This is a genomic window from Paracoccus wurundjeri (assembly GCF_030678915.1).
Classification (GTDB): Bacteria; Pseudomonadota; Alphaproteobacteria; order Rhodobacterales; family Rhodobacteraceae; genus Paracoccus; species Paracoccus onubensis_A.
This window is the reverse complement of sequence record NZ_JAUUTZ010000031.1, coordinates 33,571-52,331: the sequence shown is the minus strand read 5'-3', so window position 1 is coordinate 52,331 and position 18,761 is coordinate 33,571. Positions and strand designations below refer to the sequence as shown.

Below are 18,761 nucleotides of genomic sequence, written 5' to 3'. Positions count from 1 at the left end.
TGGGGGCAAGCAACGGGGTCCGCGGGCGTTTTCCCGTCCAGTTACACCCTGGGAGTTTTTTTCAACCGGGGGGGGGGCGCGGGCCACCCCCGGGGGGCTCCCCCCGGGACCCCCGAGGTATTTGGACAAAGAAGGAGGGGCGGGCGCGGCGTTCTGACCGGCCCGACCTGATCTGGGAGAAAAAACCGATGATGGAACGGACCTTCGCGGTCAGGGTACGGGATGGGCTGCATGCGCGCCCCGCGACCCAATTCGTGAAACTGGCGAAGAGTTTCGCGTCCGAAATCACGATCACCTGCAACGGGCAGGCGGCAAGCGCCAAGAGTGCGGTGAAGCTTATGCTGCTTGGGATCAAGGAAGATGACGAGGCGACATTGCGGGTCGAGGGCGAGGATGCGCCGGACGCGCTTTCGGCGCTATCCACCTTCCTGCAGAACCCGGCTGCCGGGGACATCGCCCTGCCAAAAACCGGCGGCGCTGCAAATGCGTCCGCTGCGAAGGCGGGGCCGGAGGATGACGGTTCCCACGGGATTGCCGGTATCGCCGCGAGTGAGGGAACCGGCTACGGCCCCTCCTTCGCATTCTTTCCGCCTGTCCTGAAAATCGAACCGCAGGCTGTTTCCGATGCCGAAGCCGAGATTTCGCGCTATCGGGATGCGGTGTCCGGAGTCACGACCGCCTTTGCCCGGAACAAGGAGCGTGCCGGGACCGAAAGCGATACGAATGCCATTATCGATGCATTGATCGATGTCGCGCAGGATACGGAATTCGCGGATGAGATCGAGGCCGCGATCCGTGGCGGTCAGGATGCCGCCAGTGCGACCATGTCGGTGGGAACGCGCCTGACCGAGAGTTTCGAGGCGATGGACGATCCCTATATCCGCGCCCGCGGCGAGGATATGCGCAGCGTGACGCGTCAGATCGTTCTGGCCCTGATCGGGCAGGCGGATGTCTCGCTTGCCGATGTGGAGTCGGGATCGGTGATTGTCGCCGATGAGATCACCGCCTGGGATCTGGCCCGGGCCAATATGGCTGATATCGCCGGGATCGTTTGCCGCAAGGGCGCGGCGACCTCGCATGTCGCGATCATGGCGCGTGCCCATGGCATCCCCGCGGTTCTGGGGGCTTCGATTTCGGCGGAGCGACTGGCGGGTTCCAAAACCGTCGGGCTGGACGGGGCGGCGGGGCAGGTTTTCATCGATCCCGACGCGGCGACCCGTGCGCGGCTGAATGATGCGATCGCGCGGGAAGCCGCCGAGAAGAAGGCGCTCGAGGCATATCGGACGGTCGAGCCGGTCACCTCTGCGGGCATCCGGGTCGAGGTCGCGGCAAATCTGGGAAGCCTGGCCGAAATCCCGGCGGCGCTTGAGGCCGGAGCAATGGGGGTCGGCCTGTTCCGGACCGAATTTCTGTTCATGGAGCGCAAGACCCTGCCGACCGAGGATGAGCAGGCCGAGGTCTATACACGCCTTGCCGAGGCATTCGCCCCTTATCCGGTGGTGATCCGGACCCTGGATATCGGAGGCGACAAACCGATCACGGGCGTCGATTTCGAACATGAGGACAACCCGTTTCTGGGATGGCGCGGGATCCGCATGTGTCTGGAGCGGCCGGATATCTTTAAGCCTCAGCTTCGCGCTCTGCTGCGGGCCTCGGTCGTCGGCAATGTCAAGGTGCTCATCCCCATGATTGCGGACGGCTCGGAAGTTCGGGAAGTTCGCAGACTGTTCGAGGAATGCCGGGACGAATTGCGACCGGAGGGCACCGCCTTCGGCACGTTCGAGCTTGGCGTGATGATCGAAACCCCGGCGGCGGTTTTTCTTGCCGCGGAACTGGCGCAGCAGGTCGATTTCTTCTCGATCGGCACCAATGACCTGACGCAATATGTGATGGCGGCGGATCGTCTGAATCCAAAAGTCGCCAGCCTCAACCGTGCCGAACATCCCGCGGTGCTGCGCGCGATTTCCGCCACCTGCAAGGCCGCGAAGGCTGCCAATATCTGGATCGGCGTCTGTGGTGAAGCCGCGGCGCGTCAGGATCTGACAGGGTTTTTCATCGAGAACGGGGTAACGGAACTGTCAATGAGTTCCACATCGATTCCACGCACAAAGCAGGCAATTACGCGTTTTTGAGGCAGGCCCGACAGGATCGCCCATAGGCCGGACTTCCCGGGCGCCCGGTTAATACTGACCTTCAATGTCAGTAAATGCGCCCGTATCCACAGGCTGGGCGCCGGGTTCGAAACCAACCGCGATTCCCCTCAGATTGGCGGGGGTCATCCATCAGGAATTCCGATTTGTATCGGGCATGTCAGTGGTGTTTGATCTGCGCATATCAGCGCATTCGGGGGACACCTAGATGGAGGGACCAAGGCTCGCGCAGCCGCTGGATCACCGGGAATCCGACATATATCCTCCCCAGCTTTCCTCGCCGGAGCGCCGCTCGCGCCGCTTCGCCTGGGTTCGCAAGGTTCACACGCTTGGCCCGCAGGGCACGAATTGCGAAAAGGCGGCCCGGTTCTGGGTTGATCGCCTTGCTCTCGACGCTCCGATCGTGCTTCATCAGAGCATCGAGCGGGCAGCCACCGAAGTGGCGGTCTGCGATGCCGAGGTCATGCTTGGCGTCGTGGCATATCCCGATCTTCATTCGGTCATGTATACCCATGTCCGGACCATGCGGCTGCTTGATCTGTTCATCATGAACACGGACGAGATGGTGATGGCCGTTCCGCCGGGCAGGGATACCGAGCCGAGGATTTGCGTCACCCATCCCGCCCCGCAAGCCCTGCTGCCCGAGCGGATCCAGCGGCGCTTTGTCGCCAGCACCGCGCTGGCCGCGCAGGAATGCGCATGTGGCAGGGCCGAGGGATGCATCACCACGCTTGCGGCGGCGGACCGGCATGGGCTGCGCGTCCTGCATCGCTATGGCCCCGTTCCGATGGGCTTTACCATTCACGGCCCGGCCGCCCGCGACACCCTGTCCCCCGCCGCCACATGCTGCCGCGCACATTTATGACCCGTCAGAAACCAGAGGACGAGATGGACGAAAAACCATATGTGACCGAGATCGAAATCCGTTATCGCGACACCGATTCCATGGGCCATGTCAGCAGTCCGATCTATTATGATTATCTGCAATCCGCCTATCTGGAATATATGCACGATCTGCTGCGCTTGCCCAAGGATCGCAAACTGCCGCATATCATGGTCCGCACCTCCTGCGAATATGTCTCGCAGGCGATCTATGGCGACAGGATCAATGTCCTGAGCCGGGTGACCAGATTCGGAACCAAGAGCTTCGAAATGGAGCATGTGATGCGGCTGGCCGATGACAGCGCGCGCGAGGTCGCGCGGGCGGCTTCGGTTCATGTGATGTTCGATTACGAGGCGCAGAAGACCTATCCGGTCCCCGACGACTTCAAATCCGCCGTTGCGACTTATCAGGGAAGCGCCTGATTTCCCGATTCGGCTTTCCGGAGGTGGCAGCTATGCAAATGCACTGGAACGAGGCGCAGACCATGATCCGCGCGAAATATGCCCGGATCGGTCAGGCGGAGCGGGACGATCCGGCACCGGCAGAGTTCGACAGGCGCCGATGGGACGACCTTGTTCGGGCCGGAATGTGGCATATGGTCGTGCCCTCGGCCTATGGCGGTCAGGGGATCGACTGGTGGAATTTCACCGCGGCACTGGAAGGGCTGGCCTCGACCATCCGCCATCCCGGGCTGGTTCTGTCGGTGATCGGTCAGGCGGGCATGGTGCGGGCGCTTGAACTTTACGGCACCGAGGCGCAAAGGGCGCGTTTCCTGCCGCGTATCCTTGCCGGGGAACTGAGTGCTACGGCAATCGCCGATCCCGGATCCGGCACGGATGTCCGCGCGACGAGTTCGATCCTGACGCCCGGCCCGAACGAGACCTTCGTGCTGAACGGCGCGAAACATAATATCGCTCATGCACCGATTTCGACCATGGTGCTGATCGTCTGCAAGCTGGCCGGGCAGGACCGGCAGGGGATCTCGCTGGTTCTGGTGGATACCGATCGGGCGGGGCTGACGGCAGGCGCGGTGGATCGCAAGCTTGGCAATGCCGATCTGCCGACGGGACGGCTGGATTTCGATGACATGCGGCTTGATTACGGGGATCTGCTGAGCGAGCCGGGCAGGGGGCTTGGGCATCTTGTCAATATCGTCTCGTTGGGGCGGCTTTATTATGGGCTGGTGGGCGGCTGGCTTCTTGAACCGGCCCTGAATGAGGCGCTGGACTATGCGCAGCAGCGGCAGACCTTTGGCGTTCCGATCCTTGATCACCAATATGTCCAGAAGAAACTCACCGATATCCGCATAGGTATCGAGACCTCGCGCTGGACTGCCTATGGCGCGTTGCATCAGCTTCTGACCGGCGATCCGGCCGCGGCGATGAGCTGTTCGATCGCCAAGATCGCCGGGGCCGACACGGTGGTCGATGCGGCGGTCGATCTGGTCCGGTTGCATGGCAGCGACGGTTATCATGCTGGACCGGTATCGGACCTGCTGCGCGATGCGATGGCCTTTGCCTCGGTCGGCGGTACCGACGAGATGCACCGGCGCAATATCATGGGGCAGATGACGCGCCTGCGCCGGAATGCGCAACAGGTGGAAACGATGCGGGTGGCGGTCTGATGGAAACCGGAACGCTTTGGGTGTTCGGATATGGTTCTCTTATCTGGGACCCGGGTTTTCGGCCTTCCCGGCAACTTCCTGCAAGGCTCGAAGGCTGGCAGCGGCGCTTCTGCATCCAGTCGCAGCATTACCGTGGCACACGTGAGCAGCCCGGTCTGGTACTGGCGCTGGACGAAGCGCCGGGGCGATATTGCGAAGGGCTGGCTTTGGCCGTGCCTGCCGGTCAGGAAGAGGCGGCGCTGGCGTCGCTTCGGGCGCGTGAGCTTGCCCGCCCCGCCTATCGGGAAATCCGGGTCACGCTGTCGCTGCGGCAGGGCGGTCAGGTCGATGCGGTGACGTATGTCGTGAACGGCGCCCATGATTCCTATTGTCTCATGCCCGTGCAGGAACAGGCCCAAATCATCGCGCGCGCCACGGGCGAGAAGGGGCCGAACTGCGATTATCTGTGGAATACCGCCGAGCGGCTGCGCCATCTGCGGATCTCGGATCCCGAGATCGAGCATCTGTCGGACGAGGTGCGGCGATTGCGCGGTGCAGCCTGATCAGCCATCCGGCCAGCCCGGATGCAGCCGCCCGTCCTTCAGATGACCGATACGGTCCGCTACGGCCTGCGCTGCCATCCGGTCATGGGTCATCAGGACCAGTGTCAGATCGCGCTCGTGTTTCAGGTGGTTGAACAGGCCAAGCAACTGGTCGCGGTTTACCGGATCCAGTGCCGATGTGGGTTCATCGGCGACAAGGATGTCGGGGCGCAATGCGATGGCGCGTGCGACGACCAGCCGCTGCGCCTCGCCTCCGGACAGATCCGCCGTGCGGCGGGCGCGGAATTCCGGCGTGTCCGGCAAACCGATATCGCGCAGCAAAGAACCGATGCGCACAGCTTCGGGCCTGTCCCCGGCAAGGCGCAAGGCTTCGGCCAATACCTCGCTGACCGGGAAATGCGCGGCCATCGCACGATGCGGATGTTGCGAGATCAATGCGACTCTCGGACGACGGGAACCGTTCTGCCAGCGAATTCTGCCTTGCGGTTGCGCAATATACCCGGCAAGTATCTGCGCCAGCGTGGATTTTCCGCTGCCGCTTGGACCTAATACGGCAAGGCATTGCCCCGCAGGGACTTGCAACGAAATGTTTCGAAGCAGAGGTTCCCTGCCGATCATATGACAAATCCCCGATATGATGAGGCCGCCTGTCCCGGGTTGTCGCGGCGCGGTGGGTGGGATCGAAAATGCAGGCTTTGTGGCAGGATCCATAAATTTGCGGATGCATTGATGCCGGGGTGCGTCCAGCACATGTGCCGGGCCGATCTCGGCCAGTTCGCCCGCGCGCATAACGGCGATACGATCGGCTAGCTGACGCACAAGCTTCAGGTCATGCGAGATCAGAAGCTGCGCCCTTTCCCCGGCCCCTTCGACAAAGCACCGCCGGGCCCAGTCGCGATTGGCGGGATCCAGTGCGGCAGAGGGTTCGTCCAGAAGCAGCAGACGCGGTGATTTCGCCAGCGCCAGCGCGGTCAGAACACGCTGGATCTCTCCGCCGCTCAGGTTGCGGGGCAGGCGGGGCAGCAAGCTGGCGGGGATATTGAAATCTGCACAAACCCGATGCGGATCCTGCCCGGTTTCGCGCAGATGCTGACCCACGGTGAGATGCGGGTTCAGTGAATCCGCAAGGGCCTGCACGATCATTCCGGCGTCATGCCTGCGAAAGCTGCGCAGGCATGACGCCGGTGCGCGCAGGACATCGAAACCGTCCACGACGATCTGCCCCGACCATCCGGCCCTGCGCGGAACAATGCCCAGCATCATCCGCGCCAGACTTGTCTTGCCGCTTCCCGACGGGCCGATCAGCCCAAGCGTTTCGCCACATGCGATCTCTAGCGAGATATCCCGCAGGATCGCCTGATCGCCCCGCCACAAAGACAGATTGCGCACGCAGATCATGCCCGTGCCTCGGCGGGGTCGTTTTCGGTCAGCAGCAGCATGATCAGCAGGAATGACGTCAGTGCGAGGGCAGGCGGCAGCAACAGCCAGAGCCACGCTGGCGTATACAGGTAATCCATCGCATCCTGCATCATGCCGCCCCAGGTCAGCAGGCGGGGATCGGTCAGGCCCAGAAAGGCCAGCCCGGCGGCGCGCAAGGTGACCTGACGGATATTCTGGATATACAGCGCCGCCAGCGCCGGCCGGATCGCGGGCATCACATGCCGGCGCAGGCAATAGGTCCGGCTTGCACCCATATGCCGCGCGAAACGGACATTCTCGCGCTGCAATTCGCGGCGCAGCATCGCCAGCGCGACCCGGACATCCTCGTGCCAGCTTGTCAGCCCCAAAAGCAGCGCCAGTCCGGCAAGACCCGGTTGCATCAATGTCCCGAGGAAAAGCAGCACCAGTATCGAAGGCACTACCTGCACGGCATCCACCAGCCGCAGGATCATGTTTCGGATCGTGGCGCTCGCCGCGGCCGCCACCCCTGCAATGATCAGTGCTGTTGCGGTGGCCACCGCGGCGGCGGCAAGTGCCATCAGCACGGTATTTGGCGTCGCATGCAACAATCCTGTCAGCACATCCTGCCCGATATCGTTCGTGCCCAGCAGATGCCCGCGCCCCGGAGGGGCAAGCACGTCGCGGCTGCTGCGGTAGGCGGGCATCAGCGGTTGCGCCGCCAGAAGCAGCAGCAGACCGGCGGCAAGACCGAACAGCACCCGCATGGCTCAGCCCCGCCCGGCCAGTGCTGTGCCGGCTGCATCGATCAGCCAGTTGAGCGCCAGCAGGCCCGCTGCCACGGCGATGGTGGTGCCCTGAAGCAATGTGTAATCCCGGTCCAGAATCGCGCCATAGATCAGGCCGCCGATGCCCGGATAGGAAAAGACGATCTCGATGATCACCACCGCACTGACCAGCCCCGAGACCGAATCGCTGAGCCGGGCGACGAAGATCGGCAATATGTTGCGGCCGTAATATTCCGCCAGCAGCCGGCGGGGCGGCAGGCCGCGCGCGACAGCGTTCAGAACAAAGGGGCGATGCGCCAATACAGCCGCTTCTCCACGGGCGAGATAGTAGAAACGGGCGAATTCATGCAATGCCAGTGCCGTGACCGGCAGGATCGCATGAAGAGCGATCTGACCCGTTCGGATCATTGGCCGGTCAGAGGGAAACATCGGCAATGCGCCGCTGGCGGGAAAGACGGGCCAGAGGATCGCAAGGCCCAGCATCAAGAGGACTGCCGTGACGAATGGCGGGATGCTTGCCAATACGGTCACGAAGCCGGTCAGGCCGCGATCGAACCTGCCGCCCGCTGCCCGGCCGGCGCCGGTACCGGCCAGTGCCGCAAGGACAAGATAGACCGGCATTGCTCCAAGGATAAGAAACAGGGTCCAGGGCAGGCTTTCACCGATAAGCGTGGCCACCGGCCGGGCATGTGTCGCCGAATAACCCAGATCCCCCCGAAGCAGATCGCTTAGCCATGCGCCGAATTGCTCGGCCCAGCCGCCGGCAAGTCCCATGCGCGCGCGCAACTCGGCCAGTTCGGCTTCTGACAGGTTCTGCGTGTAATCCGAAGACAGCATGACGCCCAGCGGATCGCCGGGCAGCAGGCGGGGCAGGATAAAGACCGCCAGAACGACCAGCATCAGCACAGCTAACCGCGCCGCCAGTCCCCAAAGTAGCGCGGCGGCCCATGCCCTGCCCGATATCGGAATTGCCCCGGCCGTCATTCCGTGACGAAGGCCGATTTGTCTATGGTCGTCGGAATGCCGATCAATGCGCCATCCGGCATGAAACTCAGGTCCACCCGGTCATTATGCGCGGTCGCCATGACCGGATCCAGCAGCATCAGCGAAGGCAGTTCCCTGGCATAAAGCCGTTGAAACTCGTGCAGATGTGTCAGGCGCTCATCCGGCGTGGCGGATTGTCCTGCCTCCTTCAGGATCGCGTCCAGCCTTCCATCGCCATGATAGCGGTCGGCGTTCCATGACTGCCCCGTGACCCGGTTTGCGATATCGCTTGGATCTCCGGTTGTGCTGGTCGATGAAATCAGCAGATCGTAATCGCCCCCGGTCGGAACCGCCTGCAATGCGGCCTGTTCCATCAGCCGCAGGTCAACCGTGAAACCGAAAGCCTCGAGCTGATCGGTGACGACCTGTGCGACCCGCGCCTGTGCGCCATCGGCAAGAAGCCTCAGCGTGACCGGAACCCCGTCGCGCTGCCATTTTTCGGAGGCGCCACGGGTCAGCCCCTGTTTTTCCAGCAGATCGGCGGCGTGTCCGGGATCATGGGCATAGGCCGGATCCGCCACGTTTTCCCGCCAGGGCGAACCCGACTGGAAATAGCCCGTATCCGCCAGCGCGGCTTCCCCGCGGGCCGATGTGATATCCAGTATCGCCTGCCGGTCCAGCGCATAGGCCAGTGCCTGCCGCATGTCCGCATCGGCAAACATTTCTTCATGGTTGAAGCCGATTTTGACGACATGGCCGCTGCGTGCCGCGACCACCTGCCGTCCCGCCGCCTTGGCATCGCCTGCCCGCTCTGGCGGCAGATAGGAAATCACGTCCACCTCGCCATTATTCAACGCCTGAAGGGCGGCATCGTCGGACATCGTGACGATCATCAACGCGTCGAATAGGGGCTTGCCGCGATAATAATCGGGGTTGGCCTTCAGGGCATATCGCCCCTGCGCCTTGTCATACTCGACAAGCCGATAAGGCCCGCTGCCGGTCGCGGCTGCCGGAGAAGCGAAATGCCCGGGATCCGTCTGCGAGGAATAGATATGCCGGGGCAGAACCGGCAAGGCCAGCAACAGGCCCGAGAACAGCCCGGCGTCCCGCTTTTTCAGTGTCAGTCGCAGATGGTGATCGGATATGGCCTCGGCCCGATCGATATTCCCGATGGACGCGAAGGGATAGGGGTTCTGTGCCATATAGGAAAAGGTGAATGCTGCGTCCTGCGCAGTGACCGGCTGGCCGTCATGCCAGGATGCCTTGGGGTTTAGCCGAAGATCGGCGGTCAGGCCGTTTTCGGACAGGGTCCAGCTTTCCGCAAGGCCCGGAACCAGTTCGCCCTTTGCGTTCTGGGCGATCAGGCTGTCGAAGACATAACTGGTGTAAAGATAGGCAATGCCGTTGCGTGCATGGACATAGGGCGCCAGCATGCCCCGATCGCCACGGGTATCCGTGATCACCAGCGGCCTGTCGCCTTGCGCCAGCGCCGGAGAGGCAAGCATGGTTGCAAGCACCAGAAGAACGGTTCGGAGAATGTGCATGTTATTTTCTTTGCGGATTGTCGCTGCCGAACCTGGCCGGGCCCCTTATTCCGGGGGCCATTGCTTGGAGACAAGGGTAAGAAGCTCATATTCGGCGATCAGCTTGTCGTCGCCATCCAGAACGCGGCAATCCCAGCGGACTTCGCCAAGATTGCCGCTGGGGCGCGGAGTGATCTGCCTGCAGGTCATCTCGACATGAATGGACGTGCCGAAATAGACCGGCATGTGAAAACGCAGCGCATTGCAGCCCAGATTGGCCAGAACCGGGCCGGGATCGGGATCCACCAGCAATCCGTTTGCGATCGAGACGATCAACTGCCCATGCGCCACGCGATCCTCGAAGAAAGGGTGCGTTTTTGCATGCTCGGCATTCATATGGGCATAAAAATGATCTCCCGTCAGATGGGCGAAACGCTCTACATCCTCGCAGGTGATCTTGTGTTCCGGGGTGATCAGGCGATCGCCGGGAGCCAGTTGCTCCAGCGATTTGCGGAACGGGTGCCCGTTCTGCCGGACCGAGGCGCCGCGATGCCATATCCCGGTCAGCTGGGTCATCTGATCGGCGGATGCACTGATCGTCGTGCGGGCCATGAAACGCAGCGGGTCGCGCTCACCCGAGCAGGTTTTGCCGTTCAGGGTTATCTGTGCGCAATAAGGGGCCAATGCGTTAAGGATCGTGGAAAGAAACACCCCGTCCCGCGACGTCAAATGCAGATAAACCTGCCCTGCATGGGACGCGGCGGTGGTAACCTCTTCGGGTTGATCATAGGGTGTCAGGCGCAGATCCAGACCGTCGACCGCGGGCAGCAGCGCGCGTGGCAGATGAACATCCGGCCCAAGTCCTGATCTGTCCACCGTCATCCGTTTTACGAAGTCCCGGAATTCCGGGGAGCCTGACGTCAGATCCGGACCAAGAACGGCAAGATGGGATTCGCCGGAAACATGTTCAAGCGAAACCTTGCCGGCGAAGACAAGGGGATGGGACGATAACGCGGCCGAGCAAGGCCGGGGATCAAGCAGGCAGACCACATCTCCGGCCGTCAGATGCGGGGCGATATCGGCCGGATCGAGGGGAATGTGCTGCAAGGCGCCATCCGGCAGCAGCGCCTGATCGGTGATGGCGCAAACGATATCCGTCGCGGGGCCTTGCCGCGAACTGCAAAGCAGGCAGGGCAAGCCCGACAGGATGGCGGGACCGATGGCCTCTATCACCGCCTCGTCGCTTGTCCCGCACAGGAATGCGATCCCTTTCCGGGGCATCATGATCCATTGCGTCAGCGAGTCGCCATCCGCGAAAGCCGCCGAACAGGGAACGAATTTTCCGTCCGGATAGTCGCAAAAACACGATGCCGCCATGCCGGACAGGCGCGTCAGTGGTATCTCATAACCCGATCCCGTCAGTTGCGGCAGTTTCTTGGTCAGGCCGCGGATCAGCTGCGCCCGTTGATGCAATCCCATCATGCGCAACGCCTTCGCGCCGGTCTGACGCGCCTGCTGAAGACAGTGCCGGGTTGTTGGATCGCTCGTTGGAATTTCGAGTTCCCAGGAAGGCCGAGGTTCCATGACGTGCCATATGTTGGTTTGCGCCGTAAATCCACCATAGCCGGGGCCGCGCCGCCAATCATTTCTTCCGAGTGAAGACCTCAGAATTCCTGATGGCGTTCCCGAGGTATAATCGAAGGTAATATCTGGCCTCAATATAACTGAATTGACCAGGTAATTTTATCGGACAATGTTTACGCAGCCTTTAGGTGCTGCCCAGCTCGGTTTCCCGTCTTACATGCCCTGTCTCAAATGGAGGAACAGGTGGATAATATCGCTTTGTCCCGGAAAGAAGGCCTTCATAGTCAGTTCGGAGAGGTCGAGGATATCGGCGGCGACCATTATCGGTCCTTTGTCGGTCCGCCGAATTACTATGACCTCGTCGGCGTGACGCAGTTCAACCTGCTGACGCTGTTCGGAATGCGCGAAACCTCGAGTCTGCTTGATATCGGCTGCGGTTCGCTGCGCGGCGGGCGTTTCGCCATCCTGTATCTGCGTCCCGGCAGGTATTTCGGGATCGATCGGGAAGAATGGCTGATTCAGGACGGTCTGCAAAGCCATTTCGGCGAGGAGCAGGTGAAACGCCGCCAGCCGACCTTTATCATTGACGAAGATTTCACCTTTACCAAATTCGACCGGAAGTTCGATTTCCTGATGGCGAATTCCATTTTCACCCACGCGCCGCAATGGCAGATTTCAAAATGCGTGACCGAGGCGCAAAAGGTCATGGTTCCGGAAACCGTTTTCCTCGCGACATTCTTCGAATCGCTGGATGGCACGGATTACGAAGGGGAGGAATGGCTTTACCCGGATATCGTGCGATATCGCAAGGAAACCATTTCGAATATCGTGAATGACGCCGGTCTGGATTGTCACCATTTCGAATGGCCGCATCCGTTCAATCAGAAATGGATCGCGGTGACCTTGCCCGGCATCGGGCTTGACGTCGAAAAAGCCCTGTCCGGTCATGTCTATTCATATGAGGCCGCGCTAGAGCGCCGGCGGACCGAAACGACCTGGCCGGGTTCGGCCACCAACTGATCCAGATATCAAGGAGATTTCGATGCCGAATGCCGAAAGCAGCCGGAAACCCAGCATTCTGATCGGTGTGACCGGATCAGTGGATGCCATGCTGGTACCCGCTTATATTCGTGCGATCCGCGCGGGGCTGGAGTGTTCGATCTCGGTCATTCTGACGCCGGACGCGATGAATTTCGTCAATGTCGACAGCCTTTCCCTGATCGTCGAGCGGGTGATCTGCGGCGAAAGCCCGAAGGACTGGAGTACCGACCGGCCCGGCCTGATCGCGGCCGGGCATGATCTGATGATCGTCCTGCCGGCCACGGCGAACACGCTGTCGGCTGCGGCGGCCGGATCATCGATGAACCGGCTGACGATGATGTTTCTGGTGGGCAATTTCCCGATCGTCTTCTTCCCGGTCATGGGACCCGCGATGTGGGATCGACCGGTCGTACAGCGCAATGTCGCGATGATCCGCGAAGATGGGCACGAGATCGTCGAGCCGGCATGGAAGGATCAGTACGAGCCGCATTATCAACGCATGTACGGCCATTACACACTGCCCGAGCCCGAGGATGTGCTTGCCGTAATCCGGCGCAAGCTTGATACCGAAGCGGTACGGATCGAGGCCGCTCAGTGATGGCGTGGAATTTACAGCAACGATATTGTTCGCGGCTTTTGTCGCCGCGATCCCGGCCATCGGTGCTGCTGCGTGGCGATATCGCCGCGACCTTTTCTGCCCGATGTCCCTGGACAAGGTGAAGCCGGTCCTCGGTTTTGCGATTTGTGCCTGTCGTCTCCTGACGCGGCACCGACCCGTGTTCCCAGCCAATACGCAGTTTCAAGCGTTCAGCCCCGGCAGCGGCATATGGCCGTTAATCTGTTGTAAGAAAGAATGCCTGATGACGTATCGTAACGAATTCCGGGGAACTGCGATCCTTGCCGCATTGCTTGCGGGCCCGGTGATGGCGCAGGATAATACGGTTCCCTTGTCTCCCATCACGCTTACCGCGCCCGGCGAGGATGACGCGGTTTCAGAGGTGATCTCTGCGGAAGACATCGAGAAACGCCAGCCCGATACCCTGAACGACCTCTTTTCAGACAGCCCCGAGGTGGTCGTCAGCGGTGCGAACCGGATGGCGGCACAGAAAGTCTATGTCCGGGGCATCGAAGAGACAATGCTGGGGGTCACCGTCGACGGCGCCCGGCAGGGGGGGAACATGTATGCCCATTCCGGCAATTTCAGCATCGATCCCTATCTGCTGAAACGGGTAGAGGTCGATGCGGGGGCGGGGTCTGCCCTTGCCGGGCCCGGCGCGCTTGGCGGTTCCCTGCGCTATCAGACCAAGGATCCCGAGGATCTGCTGCTTCCGGGACGCAATCAGGGCGTCATGCTCAAATTCTCGGCCCAGACCAATGGCCGCCGGATCGCGCCGGCGGTGGCCTTTTACGGTGCGCCGGATGATCGTTTTGCTTATCTGGTCTATGGCACGAAATCATGGGCGCGGAATTACGAGGACGGCGATGGCAACAAGGTCGCCGACACGGATAACGAACCGATGGACGGGTTGGTCAAGCTGCGTTTCCGCCCGGCAGAGGGACAGGAACTGACATTCAGCACCACCTATCGCCGGGACGAGGGACGCCGGGCATACCGGTCGAATTTCGGGATTCCGGATTATCTGCCGGACGCCATTCCCGAGGATCAGCAACTGAGCTGGCGTTCCACCTCGCTGAGCTATCGCTATGACCCGGCCGGCAATCCGATGGTCGATATGACCCTTTCGGCCTATGATACGCATAGCCGGCTATATCGTGACATCGAGGTGGATCAGACCGCGGACTGGTATACGCGCGGGATCGATCTGCGCAACCGCTCGGAATTCGGCCGCATCGCCGTGACCTATGGCTATGATTATACATGGACGAAATCGCGGGGACGCGATGGTGAGGGGCGCGACAACTCGGAAACGGGCGGGAATCACGGGCTTTATGCGCAGGTCGACTATACGCCCACCGACCAATGGTTGCTTTCCGCGGGGCTGCGCTATGATCGCGCGGTGCTGGAGGATATGAATGGCAATGATTACAGGGGTGTGCATTTCAGCCCGAATCTGCGTCTCCGCTATGAGCCGAACGAGGATCTGGCGCTGTTCGCATCCTGGGGAGAGGCGTTTCGCGGTGTGCAGCCCTATGAGGGCCTGACCCTGATCTGGCCTTTGGGACTGGGCGATGAAACCGACACCTCATTGACCGGGGAACTGGCCCGCACCGCCGAACTGGGTTTTGACTATGATGGCGGCGGCTGGCGAATGGGCATGACGGGTTTTACATCGAAGATCGAGGACAAGATCCGGTCCTGGCAGGGCCGGGGAAGCCCGTGGTTCCGGCAGAATGACGGCGATATCGAATCCAGGGGGATCACCGTCAATCTGGGGCGCGACTGGGGCAATTTATCCGCCGATCTTCACTACAGTCATATCGACGTCAAGTATAACGGCAAACCGGTCAGCCCGGGGGACTGGTTGAACGGAGTCACGCCCGGCGGTGATAAGGTCATTCTCGCGCTTGGCTATGATATGCCGTCGCAGCGGATCCGGATCGACTGGACCAGCACCTTCGTGCTGAAACAGACCGACCTGCCTGCGGATTTCGAACTGGACAATCTGCCCTCTTATGACGTCCACGACCTGTCGGTGACCTGGAGGCCGAAGGAAAACCAAAGCTACAGCCTTGCCCTGACCAATATCTTCGACAAGCAATATCTGGATCATTCCACCGCCTATTACGGTGTGGATGGATGGTCCAACCTGTACGAAATGGGCCGCAGTCTTCGGGTTTCGGGAACGATTCGCTTCTGAGCTGCCGGCCGGCGACATCTGTTCCCGGCCATGCCAGGCCGGGAAGGACCATCAAGGACGGAGAAGACGAGATGGAACGCAAACCGGACCTTTCGGACAAGGCAGAACAGAGGCAGGGCATGACTGCGCCGGGTTGGGCGCTTGCCGCTTTGGCGATTTCGATGCTGTTGTCCTCGCTGGGGATCAGCATTCCCAATGTCGCGCTGCCGTCTCTGGCGCAGGGTTTCGACGCCGGCTTTCCACAGGTGCAATGGGTGGTGCTGTCCTATCTTCTCGCGATCACCGTGCTGACCGTAAGCGCCGGACGGCTGGGTGATCTGGCAGGGCATCGCAGGGTTCTGACATGGGGCATCGGTGTCTTTACGCTGGCATCCGCGCTATGCGCCATCGCTCCTACGCTGCCGCTGCTGATCGCCGCGCGGGTCTTGCAGGGCGCGGCGGGCTCGATCCTGATGGGGCTGACCGTCGCATTGGTCCGCAGCAGCGTCCCGAAAAAGCGGACGGGCAGCGCGATGGGGCTGTTGGGAACCATGTCGGCCATTGGCACGGCATTGGGGCCGTCATTGGGCGGTATCCTGATCTCGGGTTTCGGATGGCGGGCGATTTTCGCCGTGATGGTGCCGATGGGGTTTGCGGCACTGGCGCTTGCACGACGATATCTGCCGCCGGATGCGCAGGGCGGGCGGGTCGATCATCGCGCTTTCGACAAGCCCGGAATGCTGGTTCTTGGGCTGGCGCTGGCGGCCTATGCCCTTGCGGTGACGGCCGACAGCGGGGCTTTGCACCGGCAGAACCTGATCCTGCTGATCATGTCCGCATTGGGGGCGGCCGCTTTCGTCATGATAGAACGCCGCGCTACCGCGCCGCTGATTCATCTGTCGGTCTTCCGCGACAAGCGCCTGAATGCCAGCCTGATAATGAGTGCGCTGGTGTCCACGATCATGATGGCGACGCTTGTGGTGGGGCCGTTCTACCTGGCGCGCGCATTGGGGCATCCGCCCGCGATTGTCGGATTGATCATGTCGGTCGGTCCGGCAATCTCGGCGCTTAGCGGCGTGCCTGCCGGGCGTCTTGTCGATCGTCTGGGGGCCGGTACCGTGGTGATCTGGGGGCTGGGGCAGATGGCGCTTGGCGCGTTCGCTCTGGCCAGCCTGCCGAACCTGATCGGAACCCCGGGCTATGTGATAGCGCTTGCGATCCTGACCCCCGGCTATCAGCTGTTTCAGGCGGCGAATAATACCGTCGTCATGATGGATGTGTCGCAGGAACGGCGGGGCGTGATTTCCGGCGTGCTTGGCTTGTCGCGCAATCTGGGGCTGATCACCGGAGCCTCGGCGATGGGCGCGGCATTCACCATTGCGACCGGCAGCGCCGATCTGTCGGCCGCCGGGGCGCAGGCGATATCGCGCGGCATGGGCGTGACCTTCGCAGTGGCGGGCGGTCTTGCCATCTTGTCGCTTGTCATTGCTTTGTCATCGGGGATGCGTACTCAACAGGCAGATCACACGATTGCGCCCCAGCGACAGGGCGGTAACTCTTGACCAGCCGAGCAACTTTGATATGTTGTCAATGTTTCCAACCCAGCACCTGTTGCAAGGCAGACGCGGAGCCTGGCGGTTCTTCGAAGTCCCCTGCATTTTCCGAGGTTCTGGCATGGATATCAATCAATTGCGAACATTCGTCACGGTCGTCCGCGAGGGCAGTATCACCCGTGCATCCGAGATCCTTTATCGAAGCCAGCCAGCCATCAGTGCGCATATCAAATCGATGGAGGACAGTCTCGAGGTCAAGCTTTTCGAGCGGAATTCCCGGGGCATGTCGGTGACGCGAAGCGGTTCGCGTCTGCTGGTGGTGGCCGAGAAACTTCTAGAGCAGCATCAGCGTTTTCTGGAAGAGGCAAGCCGGGTGCGCGGCTCCCTGACCGGCGAGTTGCGCATCGGCGCCGCCCGTTGTTCGTGCCGGGACACGGTGCGCAGGTTGCTGACCGAGCTTTATTCGCGGTTTCCGGAACTTGAGGTCAAACTTGATCGCGGCCCTTCCGCCGGTGTGCTCAGCGGTATCCGGAACGGCTATCTTGACGCGGGCTTCTATGTCGAGCCCGAAGAGGAACAGTCCGATCTGACTGCAATCGAGATCACGCGCTTCAGCGTCTATCTTGCAGGCGCACCGCAATATGCCGAACGCCTGCGCGGCGGCGATCTGAATGCCTTGCAGGACGTGCCATGCATCTGCCCGCCGGATCAGTCCTGCTACGGCCGGATCGCCGACAAATTCTTTGCCGAGAATGATTTCCACCCGCGCCGCATCATCCATGTCGATGACGAGGCGGTCACAAGGAAACTGATTGCGGACGGGATCGGGATCGGCGTGATCCATGCCGCGGCACAGCCAGAGAACGGCATCAGCGTGCTGTCCGAGGTGCGCCAATCCGTCCGCATCCTGTGCGGCTATCTGGCCGAACGGGCCAATGATCCTGTCGTCGGCGTGATCCGTTCGATTCTGGATGGCGGTGAAGACGCTCTGGCGCCTGTGCGTCCGAAACCCAAATTCGGCAAGCTTCCGACGCTTGTCGGCGGAGTTCGCTGATGGCGGGAATGGCGGTTTACAGCCTTTGCGCGGCGGATGGTCTGCGGCATTATTCGCCTCATGTCTGGAAGGTGATCCTTGCGTTGAAACACAAGGGTCTGGATTTCGATCTGCGTCCGGTCTCCTTCGCGGATATTCCGCAGATCGCCGGTGGAGGTTTCAGCAGTGTACCGGTGCTGGACGATCATGGCCGGCTCGAAGGCGACAGCTTCGGCATCGCCCTGTATCTTGAGCAGGCTTACAGCGGCAATCGCCTTTTTCCGCACGATGGGCAGAATGCATTGGCCCGCATGGTCGAGCATTTTTGCGATACGGTCCTGAACCCTTTGCTTTCGGTGATCGTCGTCCGACAGATGCATGACATGATGTCCCCTGCCGATCAGGAACATTTTCGGGCGGTGCGGCGAAAACGCTTCGATGCGGAGATCGAGGAAATCGCCAGGCGTTCCTCGGGCGAGGCAAAGCGCTTTCCGCAAAAACTCGCCCCGATCCGGGCGGTTCTGGAAGAGCAGCGCTGGATCGCGGGCGATGCGCCTGCATTTGCCGATCATATCCTGTTCGGCAGCCTGCAATGGCATCGGATTTGCACTGGCGCATCTCTTCTTCCTGCCGAGGATCCGGTCGAACAATGGTTTCAGCATTGTGCCGGATATTACGGCATCACCCTGTTGGCCCCCGACCTGATGCCCAGCGCATAGATCGCGATTGCCGCGAGTGTTAAAGACGCCGAAAGCCCTGCGCCATGGCCGATCCGGTCACTGACGCTTTCAACGATCGGTGCCGGTCCAAAGATGAATGCCGCAGGATTCCGGTACAGTCGCGGACATGGCGCTGCGGGA

Annotated in this window: 16 protein-coding genes; 11 read left to right on the top strand and 5 right to left on the bottom strand. The window is 61.4% G+C overall.

Annotated elements, in window-relative coordinates; genetic code table 11:
• Nucleotides 1-188 precede the first annotated feature (188 nt).
• From ptsP to Q0601_RS21490, 5 genes are all read left to right on the top strand, one after another.
• Nucleotides 189-2,132: a phosphoenolpyruvate--protein phosphotransferase gene (gene ptsP / locus Q0601_RS21510; RefSeq protein ID WP_305291974.1), complete on the top strand. Its 1,944-nt coding sequence runs from the start codon at nucleotides 189-191 to the stop codon at nucleotides 2,130-2,132.
• 226 nt (nucleotides 2,133-2,358) lie between these two features.
• Nucleotides 2,359-3,015, top strand: coding sequence for a prephenate dehydratase (locus tag Q0601_RS21505; RefSeq protein WP_305291973.1), 657 nt, complete (start codon nucleotides 2,359-2,361; stop codon nucleotides 3,013-3,015).
• Between the two features lie 23 nt (nucleotides 3,016-3,038).
• Nucleotides 3,039-3,455 (top strand): acyl-CoA thioesterase, encoded by a 417-nt coding sequence (locus Q0601_RS21500; RefSeq protein ID WP_305291972.1) that lies wholly within the window; start codon nucleotides 3,039-3,041, stop codon nucleotides 3,453-3,455.
• A 32-nt stretch (nucleotides 3,456-3,487) separates the two neighbouring features.
• Nucleotides 3,488-4,657, top strand: coding sequence for an acyl-CoA dehydrogenase family protein (locus Q0601_RS21495; protein ID WP_305291971.1), 1,170 nt, complete (start codon nucleotides 3,488-3,490; stop codon nucleotides 4,655-4,657).
• Nucleotides 4,657-5,199 (top strand): gamma-glutamylcyclotransferase, encoded by a 543-nt coding sequence (locus tag Q0601_RS21490; RefSeq protein ID WP_305291970.1) that lies wholly within the window; start codon nucleotides 4,657-4,659, stop codon nucleotides 5,197-5,199. Before Q0601_RS21495 ends, Q0601_RS21490 begins: the two co-directional genes overlap by 1 nt.
• Here the strand turns inward: Q0601_RS21490 and Q0601_RS21485 are convergent, their stop codons facing one another.
• The 5 genes from Q0601_RS21485 to Q0601_RS21465 are packed head-to-tail and all read right to left on the bottom strand — an operon-like array spanning nucleotide 5,200 to nucleotide 11,374.
• A complete protein-coding gene (locus Q0601_RS21485) occupies nucleotides 5,200-6,597 on the bottom strand; it encodes an ABC transporter ATP-binding protein (RefSeq protein ID WP_305291969.1) in 1,398 nt (465 codons plus the stop codon). It abuts the gene before it with no gap.
• Complete coding sequence (locus Q0601_RS21480; protein ID WP_305291968.1) at nucleotides 6,594-7,364, bottom strand: ABC transporter permease subunit; 771 nt, start codon at nucleotides 7,362-7,364, stop codon at nucleotides 6,594-6,596. Before Q0601_RS21480 ends, Q0601_RS21485 begins: the two co-directional genes overlap by 4 nt.
• Nucleotides 7,365-7,367: 3 nt before the next feature.
• Nucleotides 7,368-8,369: an ABC transporter permease gene (locus Q0601_RS21475; protein WP_305291967.1), complete on the bottom strand. Its 1,002-nt coding sequence runs from the start codon at nucleotides 8,367-8,369 to the stop codon at nucleotides 7,368-7,370.
• Entirely contained in the window at nucleotides 8,366-9,913 is a 1,548-nt protein-coding gene (locus Q0601_RS21470) for an ABC transporter substrate-binding protein (protein WP_305291966.1), read from the bottom strand. Before Q0601_RS21470 ends, Q0601_RS21475 begins: the two co-directional genes overlap by 4 nt.
• Nucleotides 9,914-9,958: 45 nt before the next feature.
• Nucleotides 9,959-11,374, bottom strand: a complete 1,416-nt coding sequence (locus Q0601_RS21465; protein WP_305291965.1) for a MaoC/PaaZ C-terminal domain-containing protein — start codon at nucleotides 11,372-11,374, stop codon at nucleotides 9,959-9,961.
• 345 nt (nucleotides 11,375-11,719) lie between these two features.
• Here Q0601_RS21465 and Q0601_RS21460 point away from each other — a divergent pair, with 345 nt between their 5' ends.
• From Q0601_RS21460 to Q0601_RS21435, 6 genes are all read left to right on the top strand, one after another.
• Nucleotides 11,720-12,496 (top strand): class I SAM-dependent methyltransferase, encoded by a 777-nt coding sequence (locus Q0601_RS21460; RefSeq protein WP_305291964.1) that lies wholly within the window; start codon nucleotides 11,720-11,722, stop codon nucleotides 12,494-12,496.
• A 22-nt stretch (nucleotides 12,497-12,518) separates the two neighbouring features.
• Complete coding sequence (locus Q0601_RS21455) at nucleotides 12,519-13,115, top strand: flavoprotein (protein ID WP_305291963.1); 597 nt, start codon at nucleotides 12,519-12,521, stop codon at nucleotides 13,113-13,115.
• A 262-nt stretch (nucleotides 13,116-13,377) separates the two neighbouring features.
• Entirely contained in the window at nucleotides 13,378-15,336 is a 1,959-nt protein-coding gene (locus tag Q0601_RS21450) for a TonB-dependent receptor domain-containing protein (protein WP_305291962.1), read from the top strand.
• Between the two features lie 71 nt (nucleotides 15,337-15,407).
• On the top strand, nucleotides 15,408-16,877 hold the full coding sequence (locus Q0601_RS21445) for an MFS transporter (RefSeq protein ID WP_305291961.1): 1,470 nt from the start codon (nucleotides 15,408-15,410) through the stop codon (nucleotides 16,875-16,877).
• Between the two features lie 112 nt (nucleotides 16,878-16,989).
• Nucleotides 16,990-17,922, top strand: coding sequence for a LysR family transcriptional regulator (locus Q0601_RS21440; protein ID WP_305291960.1), 933 nt, complete (start codon nucleotides 16,990-16,992; stop codon nucleotides 17,920-17,922).
• Complete coding sequence (locus tag Q0601_RS21435; RefSeq protein ID WP_305291958.1) at nucleotides 17,922-18,620, top strand: glutathione S-transferase N-terminal domain-containing protein; 699 nt, start codon at nucleotides 17,922-17,924, stop codon at nucleotides 18,618-18,620. Before Q0601_RS21440 ends, Q0601_RS21435 begins: the two co-directional genes overlap by 1 nt.
• The last annotated feature ends 141 nt before the right edge of the window (nucleotides 18,621-18,761 follow it).